Annotated in this window: 22 protein-coding genes and 1 rRNA gene; 18 read left to right on the forward strand and 5 right to left on the reverse strand. The window is 71.5% G+C overall.

The features are described 5' to 3' along the window. The 9 genes from rrf to EBH09_RS20505 all read left to right on the forward strand — a co-directional run. A 5S ribosomal RNA gene (rrf, locus tag EBH09_RS20465) occupies positions 1-83 on the forward strand; the annotation flags it as partial. A 63-nt stretch (positions 84-146) separates the two neighbouring features. Then, positions 147-803, forward strand: coding sequence for an HAD family hydrolase (locus tag EBH09_RS20470; RefSeq protein WP_121748450.1), 657 nt, complete (start codon positions 147-149; stop codon positions 801-803). Positions 804-873: 70 nt separating this feature from the next. Continuing rightward, positions 874-2,118: an MFS transporter gene (locus EBH09_RS20475; RefSeq protein WP_121748451.1), complete on the forward strand. Its 1,245-nt coding sequence runs from the start codon at positions 874-876 to the stop codon at positions 2,116-2,118. Next, entirely contained in the window at positions 2,069-3,241 is a 1,173-nt protein-coding gene (locus tag EBH09_RS20480; RefSeq protein WP_121748452.1) for an acetoin utilization protein AcuC, read from the forward strand. Before EBH09_RS20475 ends, EBH09_RS20480 begins: the two co-directional genes overlap by 50 nt. 227 nt (positions 3,242-3,468) lie before the next feature. Continuing rightward, positions 3,469-4,284, forward strand: coding sequence for a phosphatase (locus tag EBH09_RS20485; protein WP_121748453.1), 816 nt, complete (start codon positions 3,469-3,471; stop codon positions 4,282-4,284). A gap of 129 nt (positions 4,285-4,413) precedes the next feature. Then, positions 4,414-4,626 (forward strand): helix-turn-helix domain-containing protein, encoded by a 213-nt coding sequence (locus EBH09_RS20490; protein ID WP_004984898.1) that lies wholly within the window; start codon positions 4,414-4,416, stop codon positions 4,624-4,626. Between the two features lie 108 nt (positions 4,627-4,734). Beyond that, positions 4,735-4,833, forward strand: coding sequence for an AURKAIP1/COX24 domain-containing protein (locus EBH09_RS20495; protein WP_003948845.1), 99 nt, complete (start codon positions 4,735-4,737; stop codon positions 4,831-4,833). 211 nt (positions 4,834-5,044) lie between these two features. Further along, the gene (locus EBH09_RS20500) at positions 5,045-6,112 is read left to right on the forward strand and encodes an NAD-dependent epimerase/dehydratase family protein (RefSeq protein ID WP_121748454.1); all 1,068 of its coding nucleotides are present in this window, start codon (positions 5,045-5,047) and stop codon (positions 6,110-6,112) included. A 14-nt stretch (positions 6,113-6,126) separates the two neighbouring features. Further along, entirely contained in the window at positions 6,127-7,209 is a 1,083-nt protein-coding gene (locus EBH09_RS20505; RefSeq protein WP_121748455.1) for a lysophospholipid acyltransferase family protein, read from the forward strand. 56 nt (positions 7,210-7,265) lie between these two features. Here the strand turns inward: EBH09_RS20505 and EBH09_RS20510 are convergent, their stop codons facing one another. The 3 genes from EBH09_RS20510 to EBH09_RS20520 form a co-directional block, all read right to left on the reverse strand. Next, complete coding sequence (locus tag EBH09_RS20510; protein ID WP_193776437.1) at positions 7,266-8,510, reverse strand: DUF5667 domain-containing protein; 1,245 nt, start codon at positions 8,508-8,510, stop codon at positions 7,266-7,268. Positions 8,511-8,808: 298 nt separating this feature from the next. Next, the gene (locus tag EBH09_RS20515) at positions 8,809-9,606 is read right to left on the reverse strand and encodes an ECF subfamily RNA polymerase sigma factor, BldN family (protein ID WP_193776438.1); all 798 of its coding nucleotides are present in this window, start codon (positions 9,604-9,606) and stop codon (positions 8,809-8,811) included. Positions 9,607-9,908: 302 nt separating this feature from the next. After that, positions 9,909-10,841: an HAD-IB family hydrolase gene (locus EBH09_RS20520; protein WP_193776439.1), complete on the reverse strand. Its 933-nt coding sequence runs from the start codon at positions 10,839-10,841 to the stop codon at positions 9,909-9,911. A gap of 174 nt (positions 10,842-11,015) precedes the next feature. Between EBH09_RS20520 and EBH09_RS20525 the strand changes: the two genes are divergently transcribed. The 5 genes from EBH09_RS20525 (at position 11,016) to EBH09_RS20545 (ending at position 16,797) form a co-directional block, all read left to right on the forward strand. Then, complete coding sequence (locus EBH09_RS20525; RefSeq protein WP_121748458.1) at positions 11,016-11,348, forward strand: glutaredoxin family protein; 333 nt, start codon at positions 11,016-11,018, stop codon at positions 11,346-11,348. A 274-nt stretch (positions 11,349-11,622) separates the two neighbouring features. Then, a complete protein-coding gene (locus tag EBH09_RS20530; protein WP_121748459.1) occupies positions 11,623-12,393 on the forward strand; it encodes a redox-sensing transcriptional repressor Rex in 771 nt (256 codons plus the stop codon). Continuing rightward, a complete protein-coding gene (locus EBH09_RS20535; protein WP_121748460.1) occupies positions 12,390-14,135 on the forward strand; it encodes a glutamyl-tRNA reductase in 1,746 nt (581 codons plus the stop codon). The genes EBH09_RS20530 and EBH09_RS20535 overlap by 4 nt, the downstream gene beginning before the upstream one ends. Then, complete coding sequence (gene hemC / locus EBH09_RS20540; protein WP_121748461.1) at positions 14,132-15,103, forward strand: hydroxymethylbilane synthase; 972 nt, start codon at positions 14,132-14,134, stop codon at positions 15,101-15,103. Before EBH09_RS20535 ends, hemC begins: the two co-directional genes overlap by 4 nt. Next, positions 15,100-16,797, forward strand: a complete 1,698-nt coding sequence (locus EBH09_RS20545) for a bifunctional uroporphyrinogen-III C-methyltransferase/uroporphyrinogen-III synthase (RefSeq protein ID WP_121748462.1) — start codon at positions 15,100-15,102, stop codon at positions 16,795-16,797. Before hemC ends, EBH09_RS20545 begins: the two co-directional genes overlap by 4 nt. A gap of 77 nt (positions 16,798-16,874) precedes the next feature. Here EBH09_RS20545 and EBH09_RS20550 read toward each other — a convergent pair whose 3' ends face one another. Continuing rightward, on the reverse strand, positions 16,875-17,567 hold the full coding sequence (locus EBH09_RS20550; protein WP_121748463.1) for a TetR/AcrR family transcriptional regulator: 693 nt from the start codon (positions 17,565-17,567) through the stop codon (positions 16,875-16,877). A gap of 111 nt (positions 17,568-17,678) precedes the next feature. Between EBH09_RS20550 and EBH09_RS20555 the strand changes: the two genes are divergently transcribed. From EBH09_RS20555 to hemB, 3 genes are all read left to right on the forward strand, one after another. Then, positions 17,679-18,647, forward strand: coding sequence for an NAD(P)-dependent alcohol dehydrogenase (locus EBH09_RS20555; RefSeq protein ID WP_121748464.1), 969 nt, complete (start codon positions 17,679-17,681; stop codon positions 18,645-18,647). A 231-nt stretch (positions 18,648-18,878) separates the two neighbouring features. Beyond that, a complete protein-coding gene (locus tag EBH09_RS20560) occupies positions 18,879-19,829 on the forward strand; it encodes a nitroreductase/quinone reductase family protein (RefSeq protein WP_121748465.1) in 951 nt (316 codons plus the stop codon). 107 nt (positions 19,830-19,936) lie between these two features. After that, complete coding sequence (gene hemB, locus EBH09_RS20565; protein ID WP_121748466.1) at positions 19,937-20,929, forward strand: porphobilinogen synthase; 993 nt, start codon at positions 19,937-19,939, stop codon at positions 20,927-20,929. A 55-nt stretch (positions 20,930-20,984) separates the two neighbouring features. Here hemB and EBH09_RS37930 read toward each other — a convergent pair whose 3' ends face one another. Further along, entirely contained in the window at positions 20,985-21,725 is a 741-nt protein-coding gene (locus tag EBH09_RS37930) for a DUF4232 domain-containing protein (protein WP_193776440.1), read from the reverse strand. A 210-nt stretch (positions 21,726-21,935) separates the two neighbouring features. On the opposite strand from EBH09_RS37930, the gene EBH09_RS20575 reads away from it, so the two are divergent. Further along, a partial coding sequence (locus tag EBH09_RS20575; RefSeq protein ID WP_153182698.1) for a helix-turn-helix transcriptional regulator occupies positions 21,936-22,294 on the forward strand: 359 nt, incomplete at its 3' end.

Here is a 22,294-nt window from a genome sequence, read left to right on the forward strand (position 1 = left end):
ACATTTCGAACCCGGAAGCTAAGCCTTACAGCGCCGATGGTACTGCAGGGGGGACCCTGTGGGAGAGTAGGACGCCGCCGAACAATTATTGCCAGGAAACCCCGCACCGGAAACGGTGCGGGGTTTTCTGCGTTTACTGTCTTTGTATGCGCTACGACCTGGTTATCTTCGACAACGACGGCGTGCTTGTCGACAGCGAGCCGATCTCCAATCGGCTGCTGGCCGGCTATCTGACGGAGCTGGGCCACCCCACGTCCTACGACGACTCCCTCCGGGACTACATGGGTGCCGCGATGCACCGGGTTCATGACCTCATCCTGGAGCGGACGGGCCGGCGGCTGCCCGGGGACTTCGACGACGTCTTCCACGGGCGGGTGTTCGCCGCCTTAGAGCGGGACCTGGAGCCGGTGCCCGGGTCGGTCGGGGTGCTCGAGAAGCTCGCGACGGACGGGGTGGCGTACTGCGTGGCCTCATCCGGGAGTCATGAGCGGATTCGGGTGGGGCATCGGAAGACCGGGCTGGACCGGTGGTTCGACGACGAGCGGATCTTCAGTTCCCAGGACGTGGGGCGGGGGAAGCCGGCGCCGGATCTGTTCCTGCACGCCGCGGAGCGGATGGGGGTCGCGCCGGAGCGGTGTGTCGTGATCGAGGACAGCCCGCTCGGCGTCCGGGCGGCTGTCGCGGCCGGGATGGACGTGTACGGGTTCACCGCGATGACGCCGGCGGAGAAGCTCGCCGGGGCGACCCGGCTCTTCGGCGACATGGGGGAACTGGCCGATCTGCTCGTGCGCAGACAGGACTGAACAGAGCTGAGCCGAATTCATCTTCGGCTGGATCTACCCACGGGTAGGCGGGAGCCCTACTCTCGCCGCCATGACTGATGTGCTGCGGCGCGGCAGGGTCTCGTTGGCGTTCGGCTTCTTCGCTCAGGGTGTCGCTTTCGCTCTGCTCGTCACGCGCATCCCGGCCATCCAGGACCGGTACGGCGTCTCCGACGCGCTGCTGCCCGTCTTCCTGGCCGCCGTGCCGATTCTGGCCGGTGTGGGGAGTGTGGTCACCGGGCGCCTGGTGCGGCGGGTGCGGCCGAGTCGGTTGCTGCGCTGGTCCCAGCCCGTGGTGCTGTTGGCGCTGCTCGGCGTCGGGGCGGGGGACCGGATGGTGGTGCTGGCCGTCGCGCTGGCCGTGTTCGGGCTCGCGGTGGGTGCGTTGGACGCCTCGATGAACATGCTCGGGGTGAGCCTGCAGCGGTCGTACGGGCGCAGCATCATGCTGGGGTTCCACGCGGCGTACAGCCTGGGCGGGATTCTGGGGGCCTCGCTGGCCTGGGCGGGGGCGCACTGGGATCTGGCGTTGTGGGTGTCGTATCTGCCGGTCGTGGCGGTGCTGGTGCCGGCCGCCCTGGTGGGCAGCCGGTGGTACGTCGACGGGGCGGGCCGCGGCGGGGAGCCCGGCGTGGAGGGGGCGCCGAAGGGGGAGGGCGTCGGCGTCGGGTTCAAGGTGCTGTTGCCGCTGTGTCTGGTGATGACATTCGCGTACATCGGGGACTCGACCGTCTCCAACTGGAGCGCGAAGTACCTCCAGGACGTACTGGGGAGTTCGGAGCAGCTGGCCACTGTGCCGTACAACGTGTACATGGTGACCACGCTGGTGGGGCGTGCCGTCGGGGACTTCGGGGTGCGGCGGTTCGGGGCCGTGGCGGTGGTGCGGGGCGGGGCGGTCGTCGCGGCGGGTGGGTTCGCCGTGGTGGCGGGGGCACCGGGGGCCTGGGTGGGGATGCTCGGGTTCATGTTGCTGGGGCTGGGGTTGTGTGTGCTGGTGCCGCAGACGTTCGCGGCGGCGGGGCGGCTGGCTGCGGAGAGGGACGGCCGGCCCGGGGCGTCCGACGCGGCGGTGGCACGGCTCAATGTCTTCAACTACGTCGGTTTCCTGATCGGTTCGCCGTTGGTGGGAGCGCTGGGGGATGCCTGGAGCTATCGCGGGGCCATGCTCGTACCGATGGTGTTGGTGCTGGTGACGGTCGTGTACGCCCGGTCGTTCGAGACTCAACCGGACCGATACGGTGGCGGGCATGAGCGGCCGCGCACAGCTGATGTGGGACGAGGCAGTAACGGGCTATGACTTCGGCCCGGATCACCCGATGGATCCGGTCCGGCTCGCCCTGACGCGAGGACTGGTCGGGGCCCTGGGGCTCGACCGTGAGGTGGAGGTCGTCGCGGCGCGGCCGGCCGGGGAGTCGACGCTGCGGCTCGTCCACCGGGAGGACTACATCGAGGCGGTGAAGGCGGCCTCCGTGGATCCGGGCTCGGCGGACGGGTCGTACGGGATCGGGACGATCGACGATCCGGCCTTCGCCGGGATGCACGAGGCGTCCTCTTTGATCGCCGGGCAGTCGGTGGGGGCGGCGGAGGCGGTGTGGCGCGGTGACGCGCCGCACGCGGTGAACTTCGCGGGCGGGCTCCACCATGCGATGCCGGGCGCGGCTTCGGGGTTCTGCGTGTACAACGACGCGGCGCTGGCGATCGCGCGGCTGCTGGAGCTGGGAGCCGAGCGGGTCGCGTACGTGGATGTGGACGTGCACCACGGGGACGGGGTGCAGGCGGCGTTCTGGGAGGACCCGCGGGTTCTGACGGTCTCGCTCCACGAGCATCCGGCGACGCTGTTCCCGCAGACCGGGTGGCCGGAGGAGACCGGGGCGGACTGTGCGGAGGGGTCGGCGGTGAATGTCGCGCTGCCGGCGGGGACCGGGGACGCGGGGTGGCTGCGGGCGTTCCACGCGGTGGTGCCGGAGGTGATCGCGGACTTCCGGCCGCAGGTGCTGGTGACGCAGCACGGTGCGGACACGCACTTCGAGGACCCGCTCGCGCATCTGGCGGTGTCGCTGGACGCGCAGCGGGCGGTGCAGGTGGCGTGTCATGAGCTGGCGCACGAGTACGCCGGGGGCCGGTGGGTGGCGCTGGGGGGCGGGGGATACGCGGTGGTGGATGTGGTGCCGCGGTCGTGGACGCATCTGGTGGGGATCGCGGCGGGGCGGCCGGTGGGGCCGGAGACGGTGATTCCGGAGGGGTGGCGGCAGGAGGTGTTCGCGCGGACGCGGCAGCTCGGGCCGATGCGGATGACTGATGGGCGGTGGCCGGTGGAGTGGGCGTCGTGGGAGGCCGGGTACGACCCTGCGGACCGGTTGGACCAGGCGGTGGTGGCGGCTCGGCGGGCGGTGTTTCCGTTGCGGGGGTTGTTGGCGTAGCGGGCTCGCCCGTTCGGTTGGCGGGGTTGGTGCCGGCCGGGGGCGCGTGTCGCGGCCCGGCGTTGCCGGGTGCCGCTGCGCCCACCCGTGCCGTCCCAGGGGCACGACTGCCCGCAGCGGTGCGGGGGTGACCGGCCGCGGCTGCGCCGCGGGAGTGTTACGCCGGTCGTGGGTAACTTCCCGCGTTCCCCGGTCCGGGGGTGGGAGGAACCGGCAGCATCGGGTTCGTGCTGACCCGTCGAGCTCTTCGGGCTCATCTTCTGGACGTTCGTCTTGCCGGGGTCGTGGCGACTTCCCGGGAGGTGAGTCTGCGGAGTTACCGGTTGTTCGCCGCACGGGATCCGCGGGTGCTGATCGGGATCGACCCGGCAGGGGGCTGGGGGCAGCGGGACCTGCTCGGGCTCATGGCGGAGAGATGCGGGGTTTCGGCCGATCCGCACGATACTTCGGGCCAGGATGTGATTGACCCCGATCGCACACTGGCCGCGCTGGATGCCTTCGCCGGCCGGCTCGCCGCGGTCGCTCAGCGTCGCGCACCGGTCCTCCTCGGCACCGGGCACCCTCATCGACTGCTCGGCTTCTACGTCGCCTTGGCCGAGGCGCTGTCGGCGGCGGGATGTGCTGTCCTCACCCCCGCGCAGGGTCGCTGTGTCGACATAACGACCCGGTTCGGTCTACGCACGTACAACCTCGACTACGTCCGGGGAGTCGCGTTGGTGCGGGAACCCGACGCCGGGCGCGCCGGTGGTGAGCCCGGCGCACACACGCATTCGCCGCTCCCGGTTCGTACTGTGCTGGCCGCCGCGGCCGACGCCGGCGGACCGCTTCCCGAGCTGGTGATCGGGGACCACGGTTGGGTCTGCGGAGCAGGTCAGCTGGGGTTCGAGGCCATCGGGCCGGCCGATACGGACGATCCCGCACTGTTCGTCGGTGAGGCGGAGGGGCTCGTGTCCGTCGTCGTTCCACTTGATGACGCCGTGCGGTCCGAGTACTACCGGCCGCTTACCCGCTACGTACTCAATCGGGCGTGTCTGTCACGGTAGGGAAGCGATGGGTGCACCTCTTCCCCATTCGCATCACCCGCCCCTACATTGGGGAGTGAGCACGCAGCGACGAAGAGTCACCGGAAGGGGAAGCCGGTGGCCGTCGAGTGCGGAAGGTTCAGGTGTGTCATGGCTGCAGCTGGCGAGAGGCCTCTGAACGAGGTTCAGTTCCTTACCGTGGCGGAGGTCGCCTCGGTGATGCGAGTGTCCAAGATGACCGTGTACCGGTTGGTGCACAGCGGTCATCTGCCCGCGATCCGGGTGGGACGGTCGTTCCGCGTCCCGGAGCAAGCGGTTCACGAGTACCTCCGCGAGAGCTATGTGGGGGTGGAAACGGCCTGACGACCTCGATTACGACCTCAGCGCTCGGGCGGGTAGGCTAGCCCCTCGTAGGTCGTGTGGGCCCATGGCGCTCACCAACCGAGTGATGAGAAGTGAGCGAGGATAGTCGTGGGCTCTGTTATCAAGAAGCGGCGCAAGCGGATGGCCAAGAAGAAGCACCGCAAGCTGCTCAAGCGCACGCGCGTTCAGCGTCGCAACAAGAAGTAAGCGACGCTGCGCCGTCAGCGTGTCCTGTGGCCCCCCACCGCATCCGGTGGGGGGCCGCAGTCGTATCCAGGGGGCCGGGGCGCCGACGACCGCGAATTCTCGTCACTTGCTGCATCCGGCGGTCATCACAGCGCAACACCGACCGGCTAAGTTGGCCCGCAGACGGGGAACGCGGCAGGCTACGGAGTAGGGCGGAAGGAAGGCGCTGATCTTGGGCAAGGTCGTGCTCGTGACCGGAGTGGCCCGTCAGCTGGGAGGCCGGTTCGTGCGGCGTATCCAGCGCGATCCCGACGTGGACCGGGTCGTCGGCGTGGACGCCGTCGCGCCGGAGCACCATCTGGGCGGCGCGGACTTCGTCCAGGCGGACATCCGGCAGTCGGCCATCGGGCGCATCCTCGCCGAGACGGGCGCCGACACGGTCGTCCACCTGGACGTCACGGGCACGCCGCTGGGCAGCGGCAGCGGCAGCCGCACGTCGGTCAAGGAGACCAACGTCATCGGCACGATGCAGCTGCTCGGTGCCTGCCAGAAGTCGCCGACCGTGCAGCGCCTTGTGGTGAAGTCCAGTACGAACGTCTACGGGTCCGCGCCGCGCGACCCTGCCGTCTGCACCGAGACCACCCCGCCCAAGTCGCTGCCGAGCGGCGGCTTCGCCAAGGACGCGGTCGAGGTGGAGGGGTACGTAAGGGGGTTCGCGCGGCGTCGGCCGGACGTGGCGGTGACCGTGCTGCGGTTCGCCAACATCCTCGGCCCGAGCGCGGACACGCCGCTCGCCTCGTACTTCGGGCTGCCGGTGCTGCCGACGGTGTTCGGCTACGACCCGCGGTTGCAGTTCGTGCACGAGGACGACGTGATCGAGGTGCTGCGGATCTCCTCGCACGAGCCGCGGCGGGGCACGCTGAACAGCGGCACCTTCAACATCGCCGGCGACGGTGTCCTGCTGCTCTCCCAGTGCTCGCGCCGGCTGGGACGCCCCACGGTGCCGCTGCTGCTGCCCGCGGTCACCTGGGCGGGCTCGCTCGTGCGTACGCTGGGCATGACGGACTTCTCCCCCGAGCAGATCCGGCTGCTCACCCACGGGCGGGCGGTGGACACCACGCAGATGCGTGAAACCCTGGGTTTCCGGCCGAAGTACACGACGGCCGGGGCGTTCGCGGACTTCGCGCGCGGTCGCGGTGCCGGGCTGCTGCCGCCCGAGGCCCTCGCGGGGGCCATCGACCGGATCGCGGAGCTGTCCTTGCGGGGCAGCGGCCACCTCCCGACGCAGAGCGCCAACTGAGGAGCGCATCAACGATGGCGGACGCCAAGGTCATTCCGTTCGACGACGACCGGTCGCGGGGGAGCGGCCAGAACGCGGCCCAGCGCCCGGCGCGGCGCCGCGGCGCGGGGAGCCGCCGCAAGGGCACGGCGGAGTCGGTGCCGGTGCGTGAGGTGCAGCCCCTGCCGGTGCGGGGGGCCGCGCGGGATGATGTGCCGGTGACACATGAGTCGCCCGAGTCGTCCGGGGCGCCCGAGGCACGGGCACAGGACGCGGACGGTGGCCTGGAGCGGCGTATCGCGGGCGGCCTGGCGTTCCTGCGCCGCCGGCTCACCGGTGACTACGAGGTCGACGACTTCGGCTACGACGCCGAACTCACCGACCAGGTGCTGATGTCCCTGCTGCGGCCGGTGTACGAGAACTACTTCCGGGTCGAGGTGAAGGGCGTGGAGAACATCCCGTCCGAGGGCGGCGCGCTGATCGTCGCCAACCACTCCGGGACGCTGCCGCTGGACGGGCTGATGATGCAGGTCGCCGTGCACGACCATCATCCGGCCGACCGGCATCTGCGCCTGCTGGCGGCGGACCTGGTGTTCGTGCTGCCGGTGGTCAACGAGCTGGCGCGCAAGCTCGGGCACACGCTGGCCTGTGCGGAGGACGCCGAACGGCTGCTCGGTCAGGGTGAGCTGGTCGGCGTGATGCCGGAGGGCTTCAAGGGCGTCGGCAAGCCGTTCAGCGAGCGCTACAAGCTCCAGCGTTTCGGGCGCGGCGGCTTCGTGTCCACCGCGCTGCGGCAGGGTGTGCCGATCGTTCCGTGCTCGATCGTCGGGGCGGAGGAGATCTACCCGATGATCGGCAACGCCAAGACGGTGGCGCGGCTGCTGGGTTTTCCGTACTTCCCGCTGACGCCGACCTTCCCGTGGCTGGGGCCGTTGGGTGCGGTGCCGTTGCCGACGAAGTGGACGATCCAGTTCGGTGAGCCGATCCCGACGGACGGCTATCCGCCGGAGGCGGCCGAGGATCCGATGCTGATGTTCAACTTGACCGACCAGGTGAGGGAGCAGATTCAGCACACGCTCTACAAGCTGCTGGTGCAGCGGAGGTCGGTGTTCTTCTGACGTGCGTCGGTGCGTTGGTGGGGGCCCCTCTGTGAGACAGAGGGGCCCCCACCGGCTCAGTCGGCGTCCTCGCCCTCGATGCCCAGGCCCGGCAGGAGGCCCGGCAGGAGGGGCGGGAGGGTGACGTCCGGCTCGGCGGGCGGGGTGTTGTCGCCCGTCGGCGGGGAGGCGGTGCCGGTGTCCTTCGGCGGGTCGAGCAGGCCGCCTGTGCCGCCGCCGAGCAGGCCGTCGTTCTCCTTGCCGGAGTCGGCCGACTCGCTGGGGCTGCCGCTGTCCGTGCGGCCGCGCTCGGACGTACCGGCGTCGCCGCTGCCGGGGGCCGACGTGTGGCCGGAGCCCGGGGTGCCGGTGGTCGTCGACTCCGAGCCGCGCTGTCGGCCGCCGTCTCCTGTGCCGTCGTCCCGGGTGGGCGGCTGCGGCAGCATGGACTGCAGCGGTGCCACATCGTCCTCTATGGCGTCGAAGACCGACGACACCTGCTCGCTGACGTCCCCGAGCTGCACGGGCAGGCGCTCGCGCAGCGCTCCCCAGGCCTCCCGGTGGGAGCGGGAGAAGGCGGAGAGGGCCTGCATGGGGGCCAGTGAGTCGGGGTCCCGTGCGTAGGCCGCGCTGAGTAGGCGATGGCCCTCGGACGCGTCGTGGCGCATGCCGGACAGGGCGCGGCGGACCTCGCCGAGGGACTCGTGGTCGAGGGGCCCGCTGCGGTCGCGCTCCATGAGCCGGCGTGCTTCGTTCAGCCGGTTCGACGCCAGGTCCAGGTAGGCCCGGCCGCGCTCGTCGTCCCCTTCGGCGAGGCCGAGGCGGAAGTCCTCTATGCCGCGCTTCAGGCCGTAGAGCGAGTCGCCGGGCAGGGCGTCCGAACTGGCGGCGGCGACTCCGCCGAAGGCTCCAGCGGCCACGCTCACGCTCAGTCCGCCCGCGGTGAGGCCCTTGGCCAGCCGCGAGCGCGGCCGGAACCTCTTCAGCGGGGCCGCCCGGTGGGTGCCGCGCGCGCGGCGTTGCTCCGGGACCGAAGTGTCCGTCGCCCCGCCGCCCGCGGTGCCCTCTTGCAGCATGGCCTCGAACGCGGCCACCAGCTGGGCCCGCTGAACGACCTTGACCTCGGGATCCAGCTGTGGCCGGGGCAGCGTCTCCAGACCGGTGGCGAGGGTCAAGAGACGACCCTGCTCGGTCGGTTCCGCGGTGGCCCCGGCAGCTGCCGGTCCTCCGGACTGCTCGGTCGCCGCCCCGGGGTCGGACTGCTCCTCCAGAGCCTGGGCGAAGGCGTTCGCCCGCCGGTGTGCCGATACGTTCGCGATCACTGGCGGCACCTCCTCTCGTCATGACGGTCGACTCCCCAGGGGGTCCTGAGGGTTGCACCCCCTGATCGGAACCACCCGATCGTGTGATCGGAGTCGGTCGGGGAGCGACCACAGGGAGCCTGCATCCCGCACAACGAGCGGCGCGGCACTTGGGTTACGGACGGTGGATGATCGGACCGCGAACCCAACCGACTTTTACCGAAGGTGATTTGGGAAACGCGGAGGGTCGCGACGGTGGGCGGGTGCGGGTGCGGGTGCGGGTGCGGGTGCGGCGCGGCGCCTCGGGGGCGCCCAGGGCTCAGCGTGCGTCGTCCGGCAGCAGCCGGGCGAGGGTGCGTACGGCCCGGTACTGGAGCGTCTTGATGGCGCCCTCGTTCTTGCCCATGACGCGCGCGGTCTCGGCGACCGAGAGGCCCTGGAGGAAGCGCAGGGTCACGCACTCCTGCTGCTGCGGGTTGAGCCGGCGTACGGCGTCCAGCAGGGCGGCGTTCGAGAGCGATTCGAGGACGGAGTCCTCGGGGGACCGCTCGACCTCGTTGGCGTCGAGCATCTCGCCGGTGGTGACCTCCAGCCGGAAGCGGCTGGACTTGAAGTGGTCGGCGACGAGGTTGCGGGCGATGGTCACCAGCCAGGCGCCGAAGTCGCGGCCCTGCCAGGTGAAGGTGCCGATGCGCCGCAGGGCTCGCAGAAAGGTCTCGCTGGTGAGGTCCTCGGCGGTCGCCTTCCCGCCGACGCGGTAGTAGATGTAGCGGTACACGGTGTCGCTGTACTGGTCGTACAGCCGCCCGAAGGCGTCGGCCTCGCCGGCCTGGGCGCGTTCGACCAGGTCCATCATGCGGGCGCTGTCGCTGTCCGCGGCGGGGCGGCGGTGGGTGGTTGCGGCGGCGGTCCCGGACGAGGACGACCGCGCGCGTCTGCCGACGGCGGCGCTTCCGTCGGCCAGTGCATAGCACGGGCCCACGGGGGCGGTGGCCGCGGCGAGGGCGGGGACGGCATACGCGGTGGGGACGAAGCCGCGCAACAGGTCTTGGGCTGATTTGACCGTTGCGCGCAGCGTAGCCAGGCCCGAGGCGTCAACCCCGACGTGTGGGTACACGGGACTCCCAGAGGCAGAGCTTCCATCACGTGCAGTACGGAACCATTCACCCGTCGTAGCGAAGGTGGGGTACCGGATTGCGTCTGAGGAGAATAACGCTTCGTGCAGGCACTGCTACGCCCAGTTGCTCAAATCATCGATTACGTCGCTTCCGTGCCCGATTGACGCTCGATCAGATGCTGCAGAGTGATCAGTTAATGACCGGAACGGTTCGGATTACTGGTGACTACAGAGCGTGTTGTGGTCGATGTGAGGAAAGTGGACTGGAAAGGGTGTCCCGCGGGTACGTCACATCGATTGGGTCAACGGCGGCGGCGGTGCAGCGCGATGGCCGCCGCGGTCCCGCCGGCCACCGCGCCGACGCCCGCGGCCGCGGGGATGCCGACCTTGGCCGCCTTGCGGCCGGTGCGGTAGTCGCGCAGGCGCCACTCCAGCTCGCGGGCGTGCTTGCGCAGCTTGGAGTCCGGGTTGATCGCGTAGGGGTGGCCGACCAGTGACAGCATCGGGATGTCGTTGTGGGAGTCGCTGTAGGCGGCGCAGCGGGTCAGGTCCAGGCACTCCGCCGTCGCCAGTGCGCGTACCGCCTCGGCCTTCGCGGGGCCGTGCAGTGGTTCGCCCACCAGCTTGCCCGTGTAGACGCCGCCGATCGACTCGGCCACCGTGCCCAGCGCGCCGGTCAGACCCAGGCGGCGGGCGATCACCTGGGCGATCTCCACCGGGGCGGCCGTGACCAGCCAGACCTTCTGGCCCGCGTCCAGGTGGGCCTGGGCGAGGGCGCGGGTGCCGGGCCAGATCCGCTCGGCCATGTACTCGTCGTAGATCTCCTCGCCGATCGACTTCAGCTCGGAGACACGGTGGCCCTTGACGATCGACAGGGCGGAGTCGCGGGCGTCCTGCATGTGCTCCGGGTCCTCGAGCCCGGCCAGCCGGAAGTACGCCTGCTGCCAGGCGAACCGGGCGAGATCGCGGGTCTCGAAGAACTTCCGCTTGTACAGGCCCCGGCCGAAGTGGAAGATCGCGGCGCCCTGCATCACGGTGTTGTCGAGATCGAAGAAGGCGGCCGCCCTGTCGTCGCCGTGGACCGGGAAATCCGCCTCCGCGCCCGTGTCGGGGGCGGAAGTGTCCTGTGCGGACTGGGCGGATTTGCGGGCTGCCTCCGCCGAGGCCTCGCCTGCCAACACGCTCCGCGCCGTGGCGGAGCGCCTACGGGGGGTGAGCCATCGAAGAGCGGCCATGCCCGTGAGCATAGCCAGTTTGTTCGGAGGCTTCGGAGTCGAGAGGTTCGCAGGCTGTGAACTCTGGGCGACCGTGTCGTTAAAGAGGCGCCCGCGCGGGCGCGTCGGAACCCCGGCCCGGCAGGCGGTCCACCCGCCGCCGAGGGGTCGGCGTACGCCGCCGTGCGCGCGAGAATGGCCGGCATGAGTCCCCTCTTCCGCCGAAAGCCCCCGCAGACCCCGGGGGCCCCGCAGCCCGCGCAGTCTCATGAGCACTCCGAGAACCATCTCGTCACCCTCATCCGCAAACCCGGCTGTCATCTGTGTGATGACGCACAGCTCGTCGTCGAGAAGGTGTGTGCCGACCTCGGTGTCCCCTGGGAGGGGAAGGACATCACCGAGGACCGCCGACTCCACGACGAGTACTGGGAACAGATCCCGGTCGTCCTCGTCGACGGCAGGCAGCACACCTTCTGGCGTGTGAACGAGGAACGGCTGCGCAAGGCACTGACCGAGCAGTCCAAGTAGTCCGGATGGTCGCTTAGGATCGATGGTGTCTTGGTCTCGGGGGCGTTGATCGTGAGGAGCGTGTGCGGCTTTGCCCCCGATGGGAGAGGAACGCGTGCGCGTATGCGCCGGTTCCCGGTTCGTGCGCCGGGCGCGCGTGAGCCCGGTCACGTTGGCCGGGCAAATCGGACACCATCTTTGTGCACGCGTTCACAAAGACATAGCCTGCATTCGACGGGGCGGTCATGTAGGGACGTATGACCGCCTACAGCCCCGCTCTACCCGCAGGAGCACCGTGGCAACTGGCCGAACACACCGACCGGCGACCCGCAGCCGAGGGATTCCCGAGGCCACCGTCGCCAGGCTTCCGCTGTACCTCCGCGCCCTCACCGCGCTCTCCGAGCGCTCGGTGCCCACGGTCTCCTCCGAGGAGCTGGCGGCCGCGGCGGGAGTCAACTCCGCGAAGCTGCGCAAGGACTTCTCCTACCTCGGCTCCTACGGGACCCGGGGCGTCGGCTACGACGTCGAGTATCTCGTCTACCAGATCTCCCGCGAGCTGGGGCTCACCCAGGACTGGCCGGTAGTGATCGTCGGTATCGGTAACCTCGGCGCCGCGCTCGCCAACTACGGCGGCTTCGCCTCCCGCGGTTTCCGCGTCGCCGCGCTGATCGACGCCGATCCGGGAATGGCCGGAAAGCCCGTCGCCGGCATCCCGGTGCAGCACACCGACGAGCTGGAGAAGATCATCCAGGACGACGGTGTCTCGATCGGTGTGATCGCGACCCCCGCCGGTGCCGCCCAGCAGGTCTGCGACCGGCTCGTGGCCGCCGGTGTCACCTCCATCCTCAACTTCGCGCCGACCGTGCTGAACGTCCCCGAGGGCGTCGACGTGCGCAAGGTCGACCTCTCCATCGAGCTGCAGATCCTCGCCTTCCACGAGCAGCGCAAGGCGGGCGAGGAGGCGGCGGCCGACGCCGGTGTCGTGCCGCCCGCCGTCGCTCGCAAGCAGCGCCCCTCCGCCGACCAGGGACCCGACGGGGACGTGCCCGCCGTGATGCCGGCATGAGCCTCCTCGTCGTCGGACTGAGCCACCGCAGCGCGCCGGTCAGCGTGCTGGAGCGGGCGTCGCTGAGCGCGGACGCGCAGCTCAAGCTGTTGCAGGACACGGTCGCCGCCGAACCGGCCACCGAGGCCGCGGTCCTGGCCACCTGCAACCGCATCGAGCTGTACGCCGACGTGGACAAGTTCCACGCCGGTGTCGCCGAGCTGTCCACGCTGCTGGCCCAGCACAGCGGGGTCGGCCTGGAGGAGCTCACTCCTTATCTTTATGTGCACTACGAGGACCGGGCCGTCCACCACCTGTTCTCGGTGGCCTGCGGGCTCGACTCGATGGTGGTGGGCGAGGGCCAGATCCTCGGCCAGATAAAGGACTCCCTGGCCCGGGCGCAGGACCTGCACACCGCCGGCCGGCTGCTGAACGACCTGTTCCAGCAGGCGCTGCGGGTCGGCAAGCGGGCCCACTCCGAGACCGGCATCGACCGGGCCGGGCAGTCCCTGGTCACCTTCGGCCTGGAGCAGCTGTCCGCGGGAGCCGACGTCCAGCAGTGGGCGCGGGGCAAGAAGGCCCTGGTCATCGGCGCCGGCTCGATGTCCTCGCTGGCCGCCGCCACGCTGGCGCGGGCCGGGGTCGCCGAGATCGTCGTGGCCAACCGCACCTTCGAACGCGCCGAGCGCCTCGCGCAGATCCTCTCCGAGGGCGACGACACGGACGTGCTGGCCCGCGCGGTACCGATGGACTCGGTGCCGGTCGAGCTGACACGTGCCGACGTGGCCGTCTCCTGCACCGGTGCGACCGGGATCGTCCTCACGGCCGACGCCGTGGCGGCCGCGGTGGAGCGCCGTACGGGCGCCCCCGCCGCCGGGTTCGGCGACGCGCCCTCCGGGGCGGACGCCGCCGTCGGCGTCGTACAGGAGGCGGCCGAGACACCTGGCGCCGGTACGGACGAGAACTGTCCGCTCGACCTGTCCTCCGTGCCGACCGGCTTCTCCGTCATGGGGGAGGCCGCCGTGGCCGGCATGGACGCGGCGACGCTGGAGCAGCACGGGGCCTGGGCCACGGGCGGCGCGGTCGCGGACCGGACGCGCGAGGCCGGGCGGCCGGGTGCCGAGGCGGACGCCGAGCTGATCGCCGCGCTCGCCGCGACGGCCGCGAGCGTCGGGCGCATCCCCGAGCGGCGACGGCCCGAGCCGGTCGCCGAGGTGACACGCCCGCAGCCGGTGCTCTTCCTCCTCGACCTAGCCATGCCGCGCGACATCGACGCCGCCGTGCACCGGCTGGCCGGGGTACGCCTGGTGGACATCGAGTCGCTCGCCGACGCGTCGGCCACTGGGCCCAACCAGCGGACTCCGTCCGCGGGGCCGATGGCCGCCGACGTCGACATGGTCCGCCGGATCGTCGCCGACGAGGTCGCCGCGTTCGGAGCGGCCCAGCGGGCCGCGCACATCACGCCCACCGTGGTCGCGCTGCGCAGCATGGCCGCCGACGTAATGGCGGGCGAGATCGCCCGGCTGGAAGGGCGGCTGCCGGGCCTCGACGACAAACACCGCGCCGAGATCACCCAGACCGTCAAGCGTGTGGTCGACAAGCTGCTGCACGCGCCGACGGTACGGGTCAAGCAGCTCGCCGCCGAGCCCGGCGGTGCCGGGTACGCGGACGCGCTGCGCACCCTGTTCGACCTCGACCCCGAGACGGTGGCCTCCGTCTCCCGCGCCGAGAACAGCACTGAGAAGAACCGAGGGCCGGCATGACTGAGAAGGCACTGAGGCTGGGGACCAGGCGAAGTAAGCTCGCCATGGCCCAGTCCGGGCAGGTGGCGGACGCCGTGAGCCAGGTGACCGGTCGGCCCGTTGAGCTGGTCGAGATCACCACGTACGGGGACGTCTCCCGTGAGGCGCTCGCGCAGATCGGCGGCACGGGCGTGTTCGTGGCCGCGCTGCGCGAGGCGCTGCTGCGGGGTGAGGTGGACTTCGCGGTTCACTCCCTCAAGGACCTCCCCACCGCGCAGCACGAGGGCCTGGTGGTGGCCGCCGTTCCGGAGCGCGAGGACCCGCGGGACGTGGTCGTCGCCCGGGACGCGCGCAAGCTCACCGACCTGCCCCGCGGGGCACGGATAGGTACGGGCGCGCCGCGGCGCATGGCGCAGCTGAACGCGTACGCCCGCACCCACGGGATGGAGATCGAGACGGTCCCGATCCGGGGCAACGTCGACACGCGCATCGGGTACGTCCGCAGCGGTGAGCTCGACGCGGTCGTGCTGGCCGCCGCCGGGCTGAACCGGGTGGGCCGCATCGACGAGGTGACCGACTTCCTGTCGGTCGACACGGTTCTGCCCGCCCCCGGCCAGGGGGCTCTGGCGATCGAGTGCAGGGCGGGGAACTCCGCCCAAGACGCTGCGCTGATCGCCGCGCTCGCCGAACTCGACGACCCGTTCACGCGGGTCGCCGTGACGGCCGAGCGGTCACTGCTCGCCGCCCTGGAGGCCGGCTGCAGCGCCCCGGTGGGCGCGCTTGCCGACCTCCTGGCCGACGGGCAGATTGTCAAGGAAATGCGCCTGCGCGGCGTCGTCGGCACGACCGACGGCTCGACGCTGGTGCAGCTGTCCACCACCGGTCCCGTGCCTGAAACGCACGAGGCGGCACTGGCACTCGGTCGCGAACTCGCCACCGAGATGCTCGCCCAGGGCGCGGCCGGTCTGATGGGGGAGCGAGCACATTGAGCCCCACCACCTTTCCCGCCGGTCCGGAACAAGGGCACGTCACCTTCCTCGGTGCCGGACCCGGAGATCCGGGACTGCTGACTCTGCGCGCCGTGGAGGCACTGGCGCACGCGGACGTCCTCGTCGCCGAGCACGAGGTGCTCGACGTCGTACGCACGCACGCGAGGCAGGGCGTGTCGGAAGTGCACACGGACACCGATCCCTCGGATCCGGGCACAAGCACGCCCCAGCTGAAGGTAGTTGACGGAGCGTCGACGACCTCGGGCGCCCCCGCCGTGCGGGATGCCGCACATCTTGTCATGGAGGCCGCGCGGGGCGGCAGGCGGGTCGTGCGTGCGGTGACCGGGGATCCCGGGCTCGACACGTACGCCGCCGAGGAGATGCTGGCGTGCGCCGCGGCCGGCGTGCCCTTCGAGGTCGTCCCCGGTATCGCGAACGCCGTCGGCGTGCCCGCGTACGCCGGTGTGCCGCTGCGGGACGCCGAGGGCGCCGACGTGCGGTTCGTGGACGCCCGTACCGCGTCGGACCGCTGCTGGACCGAGGTCGGGGCCTCCGACGGGACGGTCGTCGTGTCGACGACGCTCGACTCGGTGGCCGCGGCCGCCGGTGAGCTGGTGTCGGCCGGCCGCAAGCCGGACACCCCGATGACGGTGACGATCGCCGGTACGACGACCCGGCAGCGCACCTGGTCCGCCACCCTCGGCACGGTCGCGCAGACGCTGAAGCAGGCGAAGGTGCTGCCGTCCCCGGACGGTGGCCGGCCGGTGATAGCCGTGGTCGGCGAGCGCTCCGCCTCCGCCCGGCGCGACCAGCTGTCGTGGTTCGAGTCCAAGCCGCTGTTCGGCTGGAAGGTCCTCGTGCCGCGCACGAAGGAGCAGGCGGCGTCGCTCTCCGACCAGCTGCGCTCGTACGGCGCCGTGCCGAGCGAGGTGCCGACCATCGCCGTCGAGCCGCCGCGCACGCCCCAGCAGATGGAGCGGGCGGTCAAGGGCCTGGTGACGGGCCGCTACGAGTGGATCGCGTTCACGTCGGTCAACGCGGTGAAGGCGGTCCGGGAGAAGTTCGAGGAGTACGGTCTTGACGCCCGTGCCTTCGCGGGCATCAAGGTCGCCGCGGTGGGCGAGCAGACGGCGAAGGCCCTCGTCGCCTTCGGCGTGAAGCCGGACCTGGTGCCGAGCGGCGAGCAGTCGGCCGCCGGTCTGCTGGAGGACTGGCCGCCGTACGACCCGGTCTTCGACCCGATCGACCGTGTCTTCCTGCCGCGGGCGGACATCGCCACGGAGACGCTGGTGGCCGGGCTGATCGAGCTGGGCTGGGAGGTCGACGACGTCACCGCCTACCGGACGGTGCGCGCCTCGCCGCCGCCGGCCACGACGCGCGAGGCCATCAAGGGCGGCGGCTTCGACGCGGTGCTGTTCACGTCGTCGTCCACGGTGCGGAACCTGGTCGGCATCGCCGGCAAGCCGCACAACGTGACGGTGATCGCGTGCATCGGTCCGGCGACCGCCAAGACGGCCGAGGAGCACGGTCTGCGGGTGGACGTCATGGCTCCCGAGCCGTCCGTCCACAAGCTGGCGGAGGCCCTGGCCGACTTCGGCCTGCGGCGCCGCGCGTCGGCCCTGGAGGCCGGGGACCCGGTGACGCGGCCGAGCGAGCGGCGGCCGGGGGCGCGGAGGCGGCGGTCCTCCACGTGAGGTGAAGTGAGGTGAGGCGGGGCGTTCCTTCGGGGGCGCCCCGCCTCGCTGTCGCTACCGCCGGTCCCGGAGCGTGCCTACGGGCGTCCCGTCGGCCGGTGCACCTCGCCCAGGCCCATCGGTGGGGCAGGCGGCAGCGGGGCCGGGCGGCCGGGGGGCGGTGGCCGAAAGGCCTGGAAGAGGTAGGTGAGCAGGCGGCGCGAGGCGGCCAGAGCGGTTTCGCGGGGTTGGCCGGCGAGGCCGGTGACGGCCAGGAGGAGGAGCGCGATGTCCGCGGGATCGAAGTCCTCGCGGAGCTGTCCGGCCTCGCGGGCGCGTCGGACCAGGCGGGCCAGGCCTTCCTCGGCGCGGGCGCGTTCCTTGTCGTAGTCGAGCGCCTCGGGGAAGCGGGCCATGAGCACGGTCTCGAAGCCGCGGTCGGTCACCAGTGTGGTGCACACCTTCTCGAGGAGCGTGTACAGGCCGTGCCCCGGGTCGGGGTCGGCGAGGGCCTCGTCGAGGGCGGACGCGCACAGCGAGAGCTGTTCGGTGAAGGCGGCGGTGACGAGCGCGGAGCGGGTCGGGAAGCGCCGGTAGAGGGTGGCGACGCCGACGCCGGCTCGGCGGGCGACGGCGCTCATGGGGGCGTCGACGCCCTGGGCCGCGAACGTCTCGCGGGCGGCCTCCAGGACGCGTTCGCGGTTGCGGCGGGCGTCGGCGCGCAGATTCGGATCCGCCGGAGGGCCTCCGGCGGTGTGCTCGGGGGGTTTGTGAGAGGTCTGATCAGGCATGTTTCTCACTTCCGGCGAAGTGGAGGATGTCGTCCACTTACGGGTCCAGGATGAGCGTAGCAGCGGGTGCGAGCGGTGCCCGCGCTCCCCGAACGCGATATGGGACAAGACATGAGCGAGATGAACGCGGTCCTCTTCGACCGTTTCGGCCCCCCGGACGTCCTCTACGTCGGCAGGCGGCCCGTACCCGTCATCAGCCCCGAGCAGGTGCTGGTGCGGGTGCACGCCGTCGGTGTCAACGGCGGCGACCTGCTCGACCGGACCGGGAAGGTGCGCCTGGTGACCGGCCGCGCCTTCCCCAAGGCGAGCGGCATCGACTTCGCGGGAGAGGTGACCGAGGTCGGGTCCTCGGTCGCCGGGGTGCGTGCGGGGGACCGGGTGTGGGGGCTGCTTGGGCGCAGGACCGGCAGCATGGCCGAGTACGTCGCCGTAAGCGCTCGCCATATCGCGCCCGCGCCGGAGAACCTCACCCCGGAGCAGGCCGTTTCGCTGATCGCGGGCGGGACCACGGCGCTGACCGCCCTGCGCGACAAGGCTGCCCTCCAGCCCGGTGAGCGGCTCCTGGTGCGCGGCGGCAGCGGGGGCGTGGGCAGCGTCACCGTCCAGATCGGCCGGCTCTTCGGTGCGCACGTCGTCGCTCTCGCGGGCGGGAAGAACCTCGACTTCGTACGCGGCCTGGGCGCCGACGAGGCGCTGGACCACCGGGCGACTCCGCTCTCCGGGCTCGGCCGCTTCGACGTCATCGTGGACACGGTCGGCACCGAGCAGTCCCGGATCCGCCGGCTGCTGGCTCCGGGCGGGCGCATGGTGGCCGTCAGCATCGACCTCGATCGGCCCCTGGCCGGCCTCGGCACGGTCCTCGCCTCCACCGTGCACGGCAGGGGACGCATCCGGGCCTTCAGCGGCAACCCCGACACAGCGCTGCTGAGCGAGGTCACCCGCTACGCGGAGCGCGGCGACATCGTCCCCGTCGTGGACACGGCCCACCCTCTCGACCGTGTCGCCGACGCGCACCGGGCTTTGGAGGCCGGTGGGGTCCGCGGCAAGCACGTCGTCCGGGTCGGCGCCGCGTGGCGTTGACAGGCGACGGGAGGGTGCGTGTAATGAGGGCGGTGCCGCGTGGCGCCGGTCAAAGAGCAGTGGGCCGGCCGGCGATCGGGCGAGCGCCCTCATTCAAGGGGTACGTGATGAGTTCCTGCTCCGCGCCCTGACACGACGTAGCGCATTCGCACGTCGTCGTCCTTCTCGCTTCGCCCTTTTCCGGCACCGTGCCGCGCGCCGCGGCCTGCCGTCATGGAGACACAGAACCGTATGCCCACGTCTTTTCAGCCGTCCCGGCCTTCTGGGCTTTCCGAGCCCGCCCAGTCTTTCCAGCAGTCCGTCATCGACGAGTTCCGCGCCAACGGGGGGAAGGTCGGCGGCCCCTTCGAGGGTGAGGACCTGCTCCTGCTGACCACCACCGGCGCCCGGTCGGGAGCCGAGCGGACCACGCCCCTCGGGTACGTCCGGCACGGGGACGCCCTCCTCGTCGTCGGGTCCAACCTCGGCGGCCCGCGGCATCCCGGCTGGTACCACAACCTGCTCGCCCGTCCCCTGGTCGAGGTGGAGGTCGGCACCCGGGCCTTCCAGGCTCTCGCCGTGCCCGCCGAGGGCGTCCGGCGCGAGGAGTTGTTCGCGCACGTCGTGCGCGCGGCGCCCGGCTACGGCGACTACCAGGACGGGACCGACCGGCTGCTGCCGGTCGTGGTGCTGCGGAGCGCCGAGCCCGACGACTGGGAGGGGCCCGGCGAGGTCCGCACCCTCGCCGACAAGGTCATGGAGGTTCACACCTGGCTGCGCGGCCAGTTGCGCCAGGTGCGGGCGGAGACCGACGCCCATTTCGCCGCACGGGCCGCGCACCGGGGTGCCGGTGCGGCGCCGGTGCCGGGGCTCGGGCTGCAGATCCGGCAGCGGTGCCTGGCGTTCTGCCAGGCGCTGGAGTTCCATCACGACAGTGAGGACGGGCACTTGTTCCCGGGCATCGCCCGCCACCACCCCCACCTGACCGACGTCTTCGACCGGCTCGACGCCGAACACCGCGCCATCGCCCGCATCCAGGGCGACCTGGCGGACCTGCTGGCCGGCATCGCCATCGCCGACCCGCGGCGCTTCCGCACGGAACTGGCGGCGATGTCCGCGGAGCTGAACGCGCACCTCGACTACGAGGAGGACACGTTGCTCCCCCTGCTGGCCGACGTGCCGTGGCCGCCGGTCGTGCCCTGACCCGGACGTCCGGGCCCTCGCGGTGGCTGTCGGCTTCAGGACAGGGGCCGCGTGGGCCGACTTCCCGTCGGCAAAGGCACGGGCGGGGCGGGCGTAGCGTAGGAGGTATGTCGACGTACGGATCCTTTCCCGGCACCCGGCCCCGGCGGCTGCGGACCACTCCCGTCATGCGTCGGATGGTCGCCGAGACCCGGCTGCACCCCGCCGACCTCATCCTCCCCGCCTTCGTACGCGAGGGCGTCAGCGAGCCGGTGCCGATCGCGGCGATGCCCGGGGTCGTGCAGCACACCCGGGACACGCTGAAGAAGGCCGCCGCGGAGGCGGTCGAGGCGGGGGTGTCCGGGATCATGCTCTTCGGGGTGCCGGAGGATGCGAAGAAGGACGCGGCCGGGACGGCGGGGACCGACCCGGACGGGATCCTGCAGGTCGCGCTGCGGGACGTGCGGGCCGAGGTCGGGGACGAGCTGCTCGTCATGTCCGACCTGTGCCTCGACGAGTTCACCGACCACGGGCACTGCGGCGTGCTGGACGCCCAGGGGCGGGTCGACAATGACGCCACCCTTGAGCGGTACGCCGAGATGGCGCAGGTGCAGGCCGACGCGGGCGCCCATGTGGTCGGGCCCAGCGGGATGATGGACGGTCAGGTCGGGGTCGTACGTGACGCCCTCGACCAGATCGGGCGCGAGGACGTCGCGATCCTCGCCTACACCGTCAAGTACGCGTCCGCCTTCTACGGGCCCTTCCGGGAGGCCGTCGGGTCCTCGCTCAAGGGGGACCGGAAGACCTACCAGCAGGACGCCGCCAACGTGCGGGACGCGATGCGGGAGCTGGCCCTCGACCTGGAGGAGGGCGCCGACATGGTGATGGTCAAGCCGGCCGGCCCCTACCTCGACATCCTGGCCAAGGTCGCCGAGGCCGTGGACGTGCCCGTCGCCGCCTACCAGATCTCCGGCGAGTACTCGATGATCGAGGCCGCCGCCGAGAAGGGCTGGATCGACCGCGACCGGGCCATCCTGGAGGCGCTCACCGGCATCAAGCGGGCCGGCGCGCGCAACATCCTCACCTACTGGGCCACCGAGGCCGCTCGCACGCTGCGCTGAGCGGCGACCTCGCCCGGTGCTTCGTGCAGGGGGTGCGTGGCGTGTGGGCACCCCTTCAGTACCCGAGGGCACCGTCCATGCTGGTCTGCCAGTAGGTGACCGTCAGCGCGGTGTCGACGTACACGCCGCCGGACGGCAGGGAGACCGTGGCGATGGAGCCGTCCTCGAACGGGATCGTGAGGGTGTTCGTCTCGTAGCCGTTCTCGCCGCTGCCGTCGCCGGACGACAGCAACACGCCGGCGTAACCGGACTTGCCGGGCTCCACGCCGGTCAGCGACTGCGGCTTGGTCGCCTCCGCCACCGGCGGCACGGACTGGGCCTCACCGAAGCGCGCCGCCGGGTACGGCGGCAGCATGCAGGTCTTCGAGCCGGTGTTGGTGGCGGTCAGCAGGAGGTGGTTGAGGGGGCGGGACACCTTGGTCGCGGTGATCTTCACGTCGGAGGCGGAGCACTTTCCGGGCATGTCCCCGTCGTCCTGGCCGCCGGCGTCCGACGCGCCGGCGTCCGACGAGCCCGTGCTCGACGATCCGGCGTCCGACGAGCCCGTGCCGGACGAGCCGGAGCCTGTGGCGGCGCCGCCGCCGGTGGAGCCGTTCGCGGCGTCCGTTCCCTTGCCGCCGTCCGACTCGCCTCCGCCGGTGACGGGCTTGGCCTGGTCGCCGGCCGGGACGGAGGAGGACCCGGCCGGGGCGCCCGTGTCCGATCCGCCGCCCTCGCAGGCCGTCAGTGCGAGTGCGGCCAGCGCGACCGTGGTGGCGGCGAACAGGCGGGTGCGGCGGGTGGTGCGTGCGGACATGAGAGATCCCCTTCGGGTGGAGTCCGGGTGAGCCGCTCGACCGTTCGCCGGGAGCGGCTGCTTGGATGACCACAGCTTGGGTCCGGGTCCGTCCCGGTCGCCAGTGGTGCCGGGACATGCGGGACACTGGGACGCGGGGAGCGGCTCTGACCTGCGGGAACGGTGTCCCGCTGGGATGCCGTACGGGGATACGGGAAGAGGGAGAAACGGGTGGCGGGGGACGACTTCGCGGTACTGCTGCGGGAGCTGAAGGAGCGGTCCGGGCTCAGCTACGGCGCACTGGGCAAGCGGCTGCACATGAGTGCGTCGACCCTCCACCGATACGTCAGCGGGGAGGTCGTGCCCACCGAGTTCGCCCCAGTCGAACGCCTCGCGCGCGTATGCCGGGCGACCCCCGAGGAACTGCTCGAACTCCACCGCCGCTGGATCCGGGCGGACGCGCTGCGCGGCGTGAAGAAGGAGAAGGCCGAGGAGAGGGAGACCGAGGAGAAGGGGGAGGAGCCGAAGGAGGCCGCCGGCTCCGCCGCGGCGGAGAACGCACCGCCCGCAACGCCCACCCCCGACGAACG

The organism is Streptomyces sp. E2N166 (genome assembly GCF_003671715.1).
Lineage (GTDB): Bacteria > Actinomycetota > Actinomycetes > Streptomycetales > Streptomycetaceae > Streptomyces > Streptomyces thinghirensis.

Excerpts from the sequence above, each read along its gene's own strand:
- hemC (WP_121748461.1), top strand. The coding sequence starts at position 14,132 with ATGACTGAGAAGGCACTGAGGCTGGGGACCAGGCGAAGTAAGCTCGCC.
- EBH09_RS20505 (WP_121748455.1), top strand. The coding sequence starts at position 6,127 with ATGGCGGACGCCAAGGTCATTCCGTTCGACGACGACCGGTCGCGGGGG.
- EBH09_RS20475 (WP_121748451.1), top strand. The coding sequence starts at position 874 with ATGACTGATGTGCTGCGGCGCGGCAGGGTCTCGTTGGCGTTCGGCTTC.
- EBH09_RS20480 (WP_121748452.1), top strand. The coding sequence starts at position 2,069 with ATGAGCGGCCGCGCACAGCTGATGTGGGACGAGGCAGTAACGGGCTAT.
- EBH09_RS20535 (WP_121748460.1), top strand. The coding sequence starts at position 12,390 with ATGAGCCTCCTCGTCGTCGGACTGAGCCACCGCAGCGCGCCGGTCAGC.
- EBH09_RS20525 (WP_121748458.1), top strand. The coding sequence starts at position 11,016 with ATGGCCGGCATGAGTCCCCTCTTCCGCCGAAAGCCCCCGCAGACCCCG.
- hemB (WP_121748466.1), top strand. The coding sequence starts at position 19,937 with ATGTCGACGTACGGATCCTTTCCCGGCACCCGGCCCCGGCGGCTGCGG.
- EBH09_RS20520 (WP_193776439.1), bottom strand. The coding sequence starts at position 10,841 with ATGGCCGCTCTTCGATGGCTCACCCCCCGTAGGCGCTCCGCCACGGCG.
- EBH09_RS20470 (WP_121748450.1), top strand. The coding sequence starts at position 147 with ATGCGCTACGACCTGGTTATCTTCGACAACGACGGCGTGCTTGTCGAC.
- EBH09_RS20550 (WP_121748463.1), bottom strand. The coding sequence starts at position 17,567 with ATGCCTGATCAGACCTCTCACAAACCCCCCGAGCACACCGCCGGAGGC.
- EBH09_RS20490 (WP_004984898.1), top strand. The coding sequence starts at position 4,414 with ATGGCTGCAGCTGGCGAGAGGCCTCTGAACGAGGTTCAGTTCCTTACC.
- EBH09_RS37930 (WP_193776440.1), bottom strand. The coding sequence starts at position 21,725 with ATGTCCGCACGCACCACCCGCCGCACCCGCCTGTTCGCCGCCACCACG.
- EBH09_RS20555 (WP_121748464.1), top strand. The coding sequence starts at position 17,679 with ATGAGCGAGATGAACGCGGTCCTCTTCGACCGTTTCGGCCCCCCGGAC.
- EBH09_RS20560 (WP_121748465.1), top strand. The coding sequence starts at position 18,879 with ATGCCCACGTCTTTTCAGCCGTCCCGGCCTTCTGGGCTTTCCGAGCCC.